At 73.8% G+C, this 12065-nt stretch carries 9 protein-coding genes and 1 tRNA gene; 5 read left to right on the top strand and 5 right to left on the bottom strand.

Annotated features, from left to right (window positions below):
• Positions 1 to 59 precede the first annotated feature (59 nt).
• Positions 60 to 1490 carry a pyruvate kinase gene (gene pyk, locus A0J59_RS12855; protein WP_047232839.1) on the top strand — a complete coding sequence of 477 codons (1431 nt, stop codon included), beginning with the start codon at positions 60 to 62 and terminating at the stop codon, positions 1488 to 1490.
• 174 nt (positions 1491 to 1664) lie between these two features.
• Complete coding sequence (locus A0J59_RS12850; RefSeq protein WP_064316363.1) at positions 1665 to 2519, top strand: nucleotidyltransferase domain-containing protein; 855 nt, start codon at positions 1665 to 1667, stop codon at positions 2517 to 2519.
• Here A0J59_RS12850 and A0J59_RS12845 read toward each other — a convergent pair.
• The 3 genes from A0J59_RS12845 to A0J59_RS12835 form a co-directional block, all read right to left on the bottom strand.
• A complete protein-coding gene (locus A0J59_RS12845; protein ID WP_064316362.1) occupies positions 2491 to 3819 on the bottom strand; it encodes a glycosyltransferase in 1329 nt (442 codons plus the stop codon). The two genes, A0J59_RS12850 and A0J59_RS12845, sit on opposite strands and share 29 nt — an antisense overlap.
• The gene (locus A0J59_RS12840) at positions 3816 to 6059 is read right to left on the bottom strand and encodes a glycoside hydrolase domain-containing protein (protein WP_064316375.1); all 2244 of its coding nucleotides are present in this window, start codon (positions 6057 to 6059) and stop codon (positions 3816 to 3818) included. The genes A0J59_RS12845 and A0J59_RS12840 overlap by 4 nt, the downstream gene beginning before the upstream one ends.
• A gap of 126 nt (positions 6060 to 6185) precedes the next feature.
• A tRNA-Leu gene (locus tag A0J59_RS12835) sits at positions 6186 to 6259 on the bottom strand.
• A gap of 191 nt (positions 6260 to 6450) precedes the next feature.
• Here A0J59_RS12835 and A0J59_RS12830 point away from each other — a divergent pair.
• Entirely contained in the window at positions 6451 to 7071 is a 621-nt protein-coding gene (locus A0J59_RS12830) for an ANTAR domain-containing response regulator (RefSeq protein ID WP_053370758.1), read from the top strand.
• A gap of 239 nt (positions 7072 to 7310) precedes the next feature.
• Positions 7311 to 7976, top strand: coding sequence for a GNAT family N-acetyltransferase (locus A0J59_RS12825; protein ID WP_172820057.1), 666 nt, complete (start codon positions 7311 to 7313; stop codon positions 7974 to 7976).
• Between the two features lie 55 nt (positions 7977 to 8031).
• On the opposite strand, the gene A0J59_RS12820 is transcribed toward A0J59_RS12825, so the two are convergent.
• The gene (locus tag A0J59_RS12820; protein WP_369799774.1) at positions 8032 to 8514 is read right to left on the bottom strand and encodes a hotdog fold thioesterase; all 483 of its coding nucleotides are present in this window, start codon (positions 8512 to 8514) and stop codon (positions 8032 to 8034) included.
• Here A0J59_RS12820 and polA point away from each other — a divergent pair.
• Positions 8513 to 11218 carry a DNA polymerase I gene (polA, locus tag A0J59_RS12815; protein WP_064316374.1) on the top strand — a complete coding sequence of 902 codons (2706 nt, stop codon included), beginning with the start codon at positions 8513 to 8515 and terminating at the stop codon, positions 11216 to 11218. The genes A0J59_RS12820 and polA overlap by 2 nt on opposite strands.
• Before the next feature lie 10 nt (positions 11219 to 11228).
• Here the strand turns inward: polA and A0J59_RS12810 are convergent, their stop codons facing one another.
• Positions 11229 to 11999 (bottom strand): class I SAM-dependent methyltransferase, encoded by a 771-nt coding sequence (locus tag A0J59_RS12810; protein WP_064316373.1) that lies wholly within the window; start codon positions 11997 to 11999, stop codon positions 11229 to 11231.
• Between the last annotated feature and the right edge of the window lie 66 nt (positions 12000 to 12065).

The following is a 12065-nucleotide window of genomic DNA, read 5'->3' as shown; positions in this document are numbered from 1 at the left end:
GGGAGGGGCACCCCGCGACGACCGGCTCCCGGCCGGTCGGAAGACTAGAGGCTGGAGATATGCGCAGAGCAAAGATCGTCTGCACCATCGGACCCGCGACCGAGTCGAAGGAGCAGCTCCGCGCGCTCGTCGACGCGGGGATGGACGTGGCGCGGATCAACCGCAGCCACGGCAGCGCCGAGGAGCACGCGGCCGTCTACCACGGCGTGCGCGAGGCCGCCGCCGAGTCGGGCCGGTCCGTGGCGGTGCTCGTCGACCTCCAGGGGCCGAAGATCCGTCTGGGCCGCTTCGGCGGCGACGAGAAGCACTGGCTCGAGGAGGGTGACACCTTCACGATCACGACCGAGGACGTCGTCGGCACCAAGGAGCTCGTCTCCACGACGCACAAGGGCCTGCCCGGCGACGCGCGCGTCGGCGACCCGATCCTCATCGACGACGGCAAGGTGCTCGTCCGCGTCACCGCCGTCGAGGGCCCGCGCGTCGTGACGCGCGTCGAGGTCGCCGGCCCGGTGTCGAACAACAAGGGCCTGAACCTCCCGGGCGTCGCGGTCTCCGTGCCGGCGCTGTCCGAGAAGGACCAGGACGACCTGCGCTGGGCGCTCAAGCTCGGTGCCGACATCATCGCGCTGTCGTTCGTGCGGTCCGCGAAGGACTTCGAGGACGTCAAGCGGATCATGGACGAGGAGGGCCGTACGGTCCCCGTCGTCGCCAAGATCGAGAAGCCGCAGGCCGTCGACAACCTCGCCGAGATCGTCGACGCGTTCGACGGCGTCATGGTGGCCCGCGGCGACCTCGCGGTCGAGCTCCCGCTCGAGCAGGTCCCGCTCGTCCAGAAGCGCATCGTCGAGCTCGCGCGCCGCAACGCCAAGCCCGTCATCGTCGCGACGCAGGTGCTCGAGTCCATGACGAACTCGCCGCGCCCGACGCGCGCCGAGGCGTCCGACTGCGCCAACGCCGTCCTCGACGGGGCCGACGCGGTCATGCTCTCGGGCGAGACCAGCGTGGGCGAGTACCCGATCCTCACGGTGCAGACCATGGCCCGCATCATCGAGGCGACGGAGGAGGCCGGCCGCGAGCGCATCGCGCCGCTCGGCTCGACCCCGCACACGCGCGGTGGCGCCATCACGCGCGCCGCCGCCGAGATCGGCGAGATCCTCGGCGCGAAGTACCTCGCGACGTTCACGCAGTCGGGCGACTCCGCGCGCCGCATGTCGCGCCTGCGCTCGTCCATCCCGCTCCTCGCGTTCACGCCGCGCGAGCACGTGCGCAACGTCCTGTCGCTCACGTGGGGCACCCAGACGTACCAGGTGCCCGAGGTGGAGAACACCGACGCGATGGTCGGTCAGGTCGACACGACCCTCCAGGCCAACGGCCTCGCCGAGGTCGGCGACCTCGTGGTCGTCGTCTCCGGGGCCCCCGTGGGCCAGCCGGGCACGACGAACTCGATCCTGGTTCACAAGATCGGCGACCACTCCGACACGCGCGCCTGACCCCGTCGCGCCCGTGAGGGCGTAGACCGCGCACGACGCCGGACGGCGGCGCCCCTCTCGCAGGGGCGCCGCCGTCCGGCGTCTCGCCGTCGAGCACCGCGACCACCCCGCGCGCGAGCGACCATCGGTGGAAAGACCACGACACGGACGCTCCGGTGCTCCTACCCTCGCGGGATGCGTGCCGTGCCGGACTCCCTGGACCCTGCGGTCGTGCGTCGGGTCGACGCGCGGCTGGACGCCGTCGTGCGCGACGAGCAGGTCGCCATACCGCACGCGGTGGAGAGCGGGAGCCGTGCGTGGGGGTTCCCGTCGCCGGACTCGGACTATGACTGCCGGTTCGTCTACGTGCGGCCGGTGGCGGACTACCTGGACCCGTGGCCCCGGCGCGACGTCGTCGAGACGCCGCTCGACGCCGTGCTCGACGTGAACGGCTGGGACCTGCTCAAGGCGGTGCGGCTCCTCGTGCGGGGCAACGCGACGCTGCTGGAGTGGGTGCGCTCGCCGATCGTGTACCGCGCCGACGACGCGTTCCGGGCGGAGCTGCTCGCGCTCGCGGAGCACGTCGTCGACCGTGACGCGCTGCGGCGCCACTACCTGCACGTCGCACGGGGGCAGCGGGAGCGCTGGTGGTCGGACCCCGAGGTGCCGCTCAAGAAGGTGTTCTACGCCGTGCGCCCGGCGGCGACGCTGCGCTGGCTCCGGGTTCGCCCCGAGGCGGTCCCCCCGATGGACCTGGCGACCCTGCTCGCCGAGGGCGAGGCCTCGGCGAGCGTGGTGCGTGCCGCGTCGGACCTCGTCGCGCTCAAGGCCGTGTCGCGCGAGATGGGTGCGGGCGCCGTTCCGGGGCCGCTCGCTCGGCTCGTGGCCGACGAGCTGGCCCTCGCGTCCGACGCCGTGCTGCACGACGGCGACCGCGCCGGTGCGCGCACGGTCGCCGCGGAGGCGTTCCGGACGTTGGTCGCGCGGTACGGTCCGGCGCCGTCCCGCCCGACGCCGGACCTCACGCGCGCACCGGCCGCTGCTCCGTGACCCACCGGGGCGCGGTGGGCGACGCCACGAGTCGGGCGAGCATCGCGTCGAGGACGGCGGCCCGGTCGAACTGCGACGCGTACGTCCGGGCCGCGTCGGCGCGCGCCCGTCGCGCCGGGGCGTCGAGGGAGAGCGCCTCGTCGAGGGCGTGCGCGACGGCGACGGGGGAGTGCGTCGGGACGATCGTCGCGTGCGGGCCGACGGCCTCGCCGATGCCACCGGTGTCCGTGGTGATCACCGGCCCCCCGCCGGAGAGCATCGCCTCGGCGAGCGCGATGCCGAACGTCTCGACGAACTCCGGGCGTGGCTTGCTCGGGAGGACGAACGCGGCGCTGCCGGCCATGAGGTGCGGCTTGGTGGCGTCGTCGACGTCGTCGAGGAACACGATCCGGTCGGCCGCGCCGCTCGCGGCGGCGCGCGCACGCAGGTCGGCCTCCGCCGGGCCGCGGCCCGCGACGACGAGGCGGGCGCCCGCGGCGCGGGTGGACAGCGCGAACCCGTCGATCAGGTCGTCGACGCCCTTCGCGGCGGCGAGACGGGACAGGAAGAGCACGTACGGGCGGTCGTCCAGACCGCGTCCGGCGAGCACGTCGCGCGTGACCGCCGGATCGAGACCGGTGTACGCGCTGGTGTCGATCGCCGGGTACGAGACCTGCACGCGCTCGGCGCACTGCTCCGCGAAGAAGGTCCCGTGCCGGTCGTCGATCTCCTGGGCGCACGCCACCACGAGGTCGCGCGTGTACCGGGAGACGGCGACGCACAGGTCGCTGGCCAGGTACCCGGACAGGACGTGCGCGGCGGCTCCGAAGCGGCCGTCCTCGACGCACGAGCGGACGACGTTCGTCACGTCGGAGCCGACCGCCTCGGCGATCGTGGCGACCTCGACGGGCAGGCCCGTGCTGCGTGCCACGCGCACGGCGTCGGTCACCGCGGTCGTGTGCGGGCTGAGGTACAACGAGAGGCAGACCGTGGGCACGCCGTCGGTGAAGAGCTCGACGAGGCGGCCGGTGAGCCCGGCGAGGTATCGGCCGTCGGGCACCTTGTAGTCGCCGACGGGACCCGGCCGCTCGACCGTGATGCCCGCGCTGTAGGGCAGGACGGAGTCGAGCGGCTTGAGCGGGAGCCCGGCGGCCTCGAGGCGCTCGACCGGCCAGGTCACGATCCGCACGTCCGTGAACCCACGGTGCAGCGCGGCCTCGGCGAGGTTGCGGGCCTCGCCCGAGTGGCCGCAGATCACGGGGTCGGCGCGGACGACGACGACGAGGCGGCGGGTGGGCGTCTGGCGCGGCGTGATGGTCATGACGTCTCCGAGGTCTGGTCGGTCGGGTGGCGTGCGGGGCTCCCGTCGGGGTACGACGGAGGCCGGTGCTCGGGTGCGGTGCCCCAGTCCGTGGGGTGCTTCCCGAGCTCGAGGACGAGGCGCCCGCCGCGGCGCACGCGCGTCGCGGGGAGCCAGGTCCGGTCGAGCGGACGGCCGTCGAGCCACGCGGCGCGCACGTGCTGCGGCGGCGTGCGCGGGCCGGGCTCGACGAAGCCGGTGGTCTCGATCGTGAGCGTCCCGCCGGGGACGCGGAGGCGGGACTCGACGAACGACGGCACGCTGACGAGGAAGATCCCTTGCCCGGCGACCGGGAACAGGCCGAGCGACGCCCAGACGTACCATGAGCTCAGCGCGCCCGAGTCGTCGTTGCCGGGCAGGCCGCCCGGCCCGGTGCCGAAGCGCTGGTGGACCGCCGCGTGCACGACCTCGGCGGTCCGGTCGGGACGCCCGGCGTAGTGGTAGGCCCACGGCGCCTCCATGTCGGGCTCGTTGTTCAGCCCTTCGAAACGGTTCAGCGCGTACCCGGCGGTCATCTCGGCCACGGACGGCCGCTCGCCCGGCTGCGTCACGGCCGGTGCGCCGACGCCGAAGAACCGGTCGAGGAGCGCGACGAACGCGTCGTCGCCGCCCGCGAGCGCGATCCGCGCCGCCATGTCGTGCACGAGGCGGAAGGAGTAGTTCCACCGGCCGCCCTCGTAGAAGGTCGAGTCGTGCAGCAGCCCGGTGGCGGGATCGAAGGCGTTCACCCACCCGCGGGCGTGCCGCGTGAGCTCGTCGGCGAGCGCGTGGTCGCCGACGCGGCGCGCGACGAGCGCGGTGCACCAGTAGCCGAACGCGAGGTCGAGCGTGTGGCTGATCGGGTGCGCGACACCGTGCAGGAGGTAGTCCTCGCCGTAGGTCCGGCGCAGGTCGGCGTGCAGGTGCACGAGCGCCCAGTCCCAGTCGATGCCCGGCTCGTCGAGGGCGCACAGGTCGGCGAGGAACGTGTGCGCGAGCGCGCTCGCCTGGCGCGAGAAGCGGTCGGCCCCGCGCGCCATCCGGTACCCGATCGGGAAGTTCCCCTCCTCCTCGCAGACGTGCAGGAGCGCGGTCGCGAGCTCGACGGCGCGCTCCGGCCAGAAGGTCGTGAGGAGCGGGAGCTGTGTCCGGTAGACGTCCCACATCGTCGACACGTCGAAGGCGAACGGCGTGTCGCCGGGCCAGAACGGGCTCTCGTCCGGGGCGAGGCAGGGCTTGATCAGCGCGTGGTACAGGGCCGTCGAGAAGACGGTGCGGCGTGCCGGGTCCGGGCACTCGACCTCGATCCGGTCGAGGTGCTGCGCCCAGGTCCTCGTGGTGCCCTCGTGCCGGGCGGCGAACGCCGCGGGGCCGCGGCCGCAGTCCGCGCGGAGGTTCGCGCGCGCCTGCTCGGGCCCGCGCAGCGAGAAGCCGAGCCGGATCTCGACGACCTGACCGGACGTCGTCGGTCCCGCCCAGAGGAGGCCGAAGGGGCGCAGGGTCGTCGGCCGGATGTCCGCGAAGTCCAGGCGGGTGCTGCCCGGCATGAGGCGGCGGTCGTACCAGAGCATCTGCCGCCACGGGTGCGCGTCGCACTCGAGGTGGACGGCGAGCGGCGCGCCCTCGACGACGATCTCGCCCGCGGCCGTCCCCGGCCCAAGCGTCGCGAGGTGGGCGCGGAGCGGGACGGTCGCGCCGTACGGGATCGCCAGGCCGCCGAGCGAGAGGTCGACGACGAGGCGTGCGTCGGGGTGCGCGGGGAACGTGTAGCGGTGGACGGCGCTCTTGGGCCCGACCGTGACCTCGCACCGGACCCCGTTGCCGAGCGTGGCGGCGTAGTACCCGGGGGAGGCCTCCTCGTCGAGCAGGTCCCAGTGCCGGCCGAGCGCGTCGAGCGGCTCGAGCATGGGCGTGACGCGCATGTAGTTGTAGTACTTGCGGATCGCTCCCGTGCCGGACTGCTGGAAGTGCGTGACGCCCGACGCGACCGGGCGGTCGAACAGGGTGGTCGGCACGCCCTCGGTGCCGAGGTCGTACCGGCCGTACCCCGTCGGGTAGGCGCCCGAGTAGGCGCACGCCGAGACCATCCCGAGCGGGTGGGTGGCCCCCGGGTGGGTGTTCCCGACGAGCGGCTTGGGAGACCACCACGTCGCGGCGAGGCCGGTCGGCGCCGGGAGATCGGTCACACCCGTGCCCACGAACGGGTCCACGTGCTCGAGCACGCCCACCTCCCACCCGGACGCACGGCGACGCGCCCTGCTCCGGACGGTACGAGCGGGGTGTGTCGCGAGTGTTTCCTGCGGTTTCCTGCGCGTCACGACGCCGGGACGAGGTCAGGAGGTAGAGGGTGCCCCGGGTGGGATTCGAACCCACACTGGATCGGGTTTGAGCCGAACGCCTCTGCCGGTTGGGCTACCGGGGCGGTGCGCGGCGGGGCCGGTCACCGGGTCCGCAGCGCGTGCACCATCGAACCACACGTGCCCGCCTTCACGAGAATCACACTCCTCCGAGGGCGAAACGCGGGGGCGGCAGGGGGTACGGCGCACTACAGTGAACCCCGTGAGTGACCAGACAGCGCAGCCCGAGGACAAGCAGCCGCTCGACCTGCCCCCGATGATCGAGCCCGAGCCCGCCGCGACCCCCGCCCCGTCGGGCCGTCCCGCGCGCCGCGCGGTCGTCGCCGAGGACGAGGCCCTGATCCGTCTCGACGTGGTCGAGACGCTGCGCGACGCCGGGTTCGACGTCGTCGGCGAGGCCGGCGACGGCGCCACGGCGGTGAAGCTGGCGCTCGAGCTCAAGCCCGACGTCGTCGTCATGGACGTGAAGATGCCCGAGCTCGACGGCATCTCCGCCGCGGAGCAGATCGGCAAGGCGCACGCCGCGCCCGTCGTCCTGCTGACGGCGTTCTCGCAGGCGGAGCTCGTCGAGCGGGCGCGCGACGCGGGGGCCATGGCCTACGTCGTCAAGCCGTTCACGCCGGCGGACCTGCTGCCCGCGGTCGAGATCGCGATCTCGCGCTACTCCCAGATCACGGCGCTCGAGTCCGAGGTCGCGGACCTGGCGGAGCGCTTCGAGACGCGCAAGCGCGTGGACCGCGCCAAGGGTCTGCTCATGACCAAGATGGGCCTGTCGGAGCCGGAGTCGTTCCGCTGGATCCAGAAGACGTCGATGGACCGCCGCCTCACCATGCGCGAGGTCGCGGACGCCGTCATCGAGCAGGTCGGCGGCGCCTGAGCCCAGGTCGGCGACCGAGCAGCGGCCGTGGCGGGTGTCCTGAGCAGGACCTTTGTCACGGCGCCCCGGGCGGGCTATCGTCTTGGACTGGCGTCCAGCAGTTCCCGGGGCGGTGGACACGCGGTCGCCACGTAGTGCTCAGTCGACGGCCGACGGCGCCGTCCGAGCGACGTGGAACCATCTCGCGCCCCACGTCCCTCGGTGCCGTCGGTCCCACGGTGCGAACGAGGAGGAGCGCGGTGCGCCCAGCAGTGGAGGTCAGGCCCGCGGTCGGTGACGACCTGCCGGGGATCGCTGTGCTGTGCTCGGAGGCCCGACGCGAGTCGGCGTCGGGCGCCCAGATCTGCGCGCCCGACGAGGACCGGCTGGTCCGGCACCTGTCGGTGCTGCTGACGCTGCCCGGCGGCAACGTCCTCGTCGCCCTGCACGACGGCCGCCCCGTCGGTTTCGTGCTGGCGCGCGTGCTCGACCCGCACCTGTTCGCCGACGAGCCCAGCCTGTACGTCGAGGCCGTCTACGTCGGCGAGGACGCGCGCCGCCGCGGCGTGGGCCACGCGCTGCTCAGCGCCACCGCCGACCTCGCCGCCACCTCGGGCGCGACGCACGTCTACTCGGTGCCGATCCCCGGCTCTCGCGGCGTCCAGCGCTTCCTGGCTCGGCTCGGCTTCGGCCCGGTCGCGGGTCACCGCGTCGTGTCGACGGCGGTGCTCCAGCGCCGCCTCGCGGCCGACCTCACGCCCACCCGGCGGGGCACCCGGTCCCTCGAGGACCTCATCGCTCGTCGCCGCCGGGCTCGGACCGAGACGATGTCCGGCCCCGTCGACCTGCGCGAGTTCCAGGCGGAGTACCGCAGCCGCAGCGGCGTGGTGACACCGGTCGAGGCCCGCGAGACCCTGCCCGGCTGAGCGACGGCCGCCCACCGGCGGCCCGTGCGGGCCGCCGGGCTACGACGCGTCCTGGTCAGTCCAGGCTGAGGATCATGCACGTGAGGCGTGCCGTGCACACGCGACGCCCCGCGTCGTCGGACACCACGATCTCGTAGCTCGCCGTCGTGCGTCCCCGATGCACGGCGACGGCCTCCCCGTGGACCCAGCCGTCGCGCACCCCTCGGTGGTGCGTCGCGTTGACCTCGATCCCCACCGCGGCGCGCCCGGGCCCGCCGTGGAGCTGGGCGGCGATCGACCCGAGCGTCTCGGCGAGCACCACCGACGCGCCACCGTGCAGCAGCCCGGCGGGCTGCGTGTTGCCCGCCACCGGCATGCGCGCCGTGACGCGCTCGGCGCTCACTTCCCCCAGCTCGATGCCCATGCGCTCGATGAGCGTGCCCTCGGTGCGCAGGCCCATGGCCTCGTAGGCGTGGCGCGGGGCCTCGGCGGCCTCGGTCGCGGGGGGCGTGGGCGCGGTGGGGTCGGTGGCCCGGTCGGGGCCGTGCGTGTCGGTCATGGACTGTAGGTTGGCACCCGTGACGACCTCCGCGCGACCTCGCCTCCTGCTCATCGACGGACACTCCATGGCCTACCGCGCGTTCTTCGCGCTCCCGGCGGAGAACTTCTCGACGACCACGGGGCAGCACACGAACGCGGTGTACGGGTTCACGTCGATGCTCATCAACCTCCTGCGCGACGAGGAGCCGACGCACGTCGCCGTCGCGTTCGACGCGGGTCGCCAGTCGTTCCGCACGGAGATCCTCCCGAGCTACAAGGGGACGCGCGAGTCCTCGCCCGAGCCGTTCCGCGGCCAGGTCCCGCTCATCAAGGAGATCCTCGAGACGCTGCACATCCCGACGCTCGAGCGCGAGGGCTACGAGGCGGACGACATCTTCGCGACGCTCGCCACGCAGGGCGCGGCGGCCGGGATGGAGGTCCTCGTCTGCTCGGGCGACCGCGACTCGTTCCAGCTCGTCGGGCCCGACGTCACGGTGCTCTACCCCAAGAAGGGCGTCTCGGAGCTCGCGCGCATGGACAGCGCCGCGGTCGTCGAGAAGTACGGCGTGCCGCCCGAGCGCTACCCGGACCTCGCCGCGCTCGTGGGCGAGACGTCGGACAACCTGCCGGGCATCCCCGGCGTCGGCCCCAAGACCGCCGCGAAGTGGATCACGGCCTACGGCGACCTCGACGGCCTGCTCGACCACGCGGACGAGATCAAGGGCAAGGCGGGGGAGAACCTGCGCGCGCACCTCGACCAGGTCCGCCTCAACCGACAGCTCAACGCGCTCCTGCGCGACCTCGAGCTGCCCGTCGGCCCCGACGACCTCGCGACGCGCCCGTGGGACCGCGAGGCCGCCCACCGCGTGCTCGACGCCCTGGAGTTCCGGGCCCTGCGCGACCGGTTGTTCGCGATCGCCCCCGAGGGCGAGGTCGAGGCCGAGGCGGGGTTCGACGTCACGCTCGCCGACGTCCTGCCGGGCGGCCTGGGCGCGTGGCTCGCCGAGCGCGGCGCGCGCCCGCTGGGCGTCGAGGTGGCCGGCAAGGCCGTGCCGGGCGGCGGGGACGCGTGGGGCCTCGCGGTGTCCGACGACGCCGGGGCGGCCGTCGCGCTCGAGCTCGCCGACGTGGCGGGTGCCGACGACGAGGCGCTGGCCGCGTGGCTCGCGGACCCGGAGCGCCCCAAGGTCGTGCACGGCGCGAAGTCCGCCTGGCACGAGCTCGCGGCGCGCGGCTACGACCTCGCGGGCGTCACGTTCGACACCGAGCTCGCCGCCTACCTGTGCCACCCCGACCAGCGCGGCTACGACCTCGGCGACCTCGTCGTGCGGCACCTGCACCGCGAGCTGCGCCCCGACACCGAGGCGGGCAACGACGCGCAGGGTGCGCTCGACCTCTCGCTCGACGGCAGCGGCGAGCAGGAGCGCGACGCGGTGCGCGCGCTCGCCGTCGCGCAGCTCGGCGAGGTCCTCGCGGGCGAGCTCGAGGACCGCGGAGCCACGACGCTCCTCTCCGAGCTCGAGCTGCCGCTCTCCCAGGTGCTCGCGCGCATGGAGCAGCGCGGCATCGCGGCGCACGTCGAGTACCTGCGCGAGCTCGAGCAGCACTTCGGCGACCTCGTCGCGACGGCCGCGGCCGAGGCGTACGCGGTGATCGGGCGCGAGGTGAACCTGGGCTCGCCCAAGCAGCTCCAGGAGGTCCTGTTCGACCAGCTCGGCATGCCCAAGACGAAGAAGATCAAGACGGGCTACACGACCGACGCGTCGGCGCTCGCGGACCTCTTCGTGAAGACCCAGCACCCGTTCCTCGAGCACCTTCTCGCGCACCGCGACGCCTCGCGCCTGCGCCAGACGGTGGAGGGCCTGCTCAAGTCCGTCGCGGACGACGGACGGATCCACACGACGTTCCAGCAGACCATCGCGGCGACCGGACGCCTCAGCTCGACCGACCCGAACCTCCAGAACATCCCGATCCGCACGGAGGCGGGCCGCCGCATCCGGCGCGCGTTCGTCGTCGGCGAGGGCTACGAGACGCTCATGACCGCCGACTACAGCCAGATCGAGATGCGCATCATGGCGCACCTGTCGGGCGACGAGGGCCTCATCGAGGCGTTCCGGTCCGGCGAGGACCTGCACTCCTACGTCGGGTCGCGCGTGTTCGAGGTCCCGGCGGCCGCGGTGACGCCCGCGATGCGCTCGAAGATCAAGGCGATGTCCTACGGCCTGGCGTACGGGCTGTCGGCGTTCGGACTGTCGCAGCAGCTCACCATCGAGGTGGGCGAGGCGCAGAAGCTCATGGACGACTACTTCGAGCGCTTCGGCGGCGTGCGCGACTACCTCACGGGCGTCGTCGACGAGGCACGCGCCACGGGCTACACGGCGACCATCCTCGGGCGCCGTCGGTACCTGCCCGACCTCACGAGCGACAACCGTCAGCGACGCCAGATGGCGGAGCGCATGGCCCTCAACGCGCCGATCCAGGGCAGCGCGGCCGACATCATCAAGGTCGCGATGCTCAACGTGCAGCGCGCGATCGACGAGCGCGGGCTGCGCTCGCGGCTGCTCCTCCAGGTGCACGACGAGCTCGTGGTCGAGGTCGCACCGGGCGAGCGCGACGTGGTCGAGGAGGTGCTGCGCACGCAGATGGGCGCGGCGGCGGACCTCGACGTGCCGCTCGACGTCTCGGTCGGCGTCGGCGCCACGTGGCACGAGGCGGGTCACTGACCCGGGCACGTCAGCCCGGGAGGCGCGTGCGGAAGATCGCGGTCCCGGGCAGATAGGCGCCGCGCACCGGCCCCCAGCCGCCCCACACCTCGGTGTTGTCGGCCGGCCACTCGGGCTCGACGACGTCGAGCAGCTCCAGCCCGGCGGCGACCACCTCGCGCACGTGGTCGCCCAGGGTGCGGTGGTACTCCGCGTAGACGACGCGGCCGGCGTGGTCGGTCTCGACGTAGGGCCGGCGGTCGAAGTAGGAGCGGTTCGCGGTCAGCCCGTGCTCGCTCGGGTCGTCGGGAAAGGCCCAGCGGGTGGGGTGCGTGACGGAGAACGTCCACGTGCCACCGGGCCGCAGGACGCGCGCGACCTCGCGGTGGATCGCGTCGGCGTCGGGGACGAACGGGATCGCGCCGAACGACGTGAACGCGACGTCGAAGACGTCGTCCGCGAACGGCAGGCGGCGCGCGTCCGCCTGGACCGCCGGGACCCGGACCCCCGTGGCCCGGTCGAGCGCCGTCCCCGCGGCGAGCATCCCCCGGGAGACGTCCGTCGCGACCACGTGCGCCCCCTGCGTCGCGAGCCAGCGCGAGCACTGGGCCGCGCCTGCGCCGACCTCGAGCACGCGGAGTCCCGCCACGTCGCCGAGCAGCCGGGCGTCGCGCTCCCGCAGCCCCTCGGGGCACCAGCAGAAGTCGGCGGCGCCGAGGAACGCCCCGTGCTCGTCGAGGTACTCGACGGCGTTCGCGTCCCACCACCCCCGCCCGGCGTTCCCACCCTCGGCGGCGGGCACGTCGCGGTAGCCGGCGTCGGCCGTCGGCCCGGGCGGGGCGACGTCGTGCGGGGCGGGGACCTGGGG

It is taken from the genome of Cellulosimicrobium sp. I38E, from assembly GCF_001647255.1.
Lineage (GTDB): Bacteria > Actinomycetota > Actinomycetes > Actinomycetales > Cellulomonadaceae > Cellulosimicrobium > Cellulosimicrobium cellulans_E.
The sequence above is the reverse complement of the archived record's forward strand: the minus strand, read 5'-3'. Positions and strand labels throughout refer to the sequence as shown.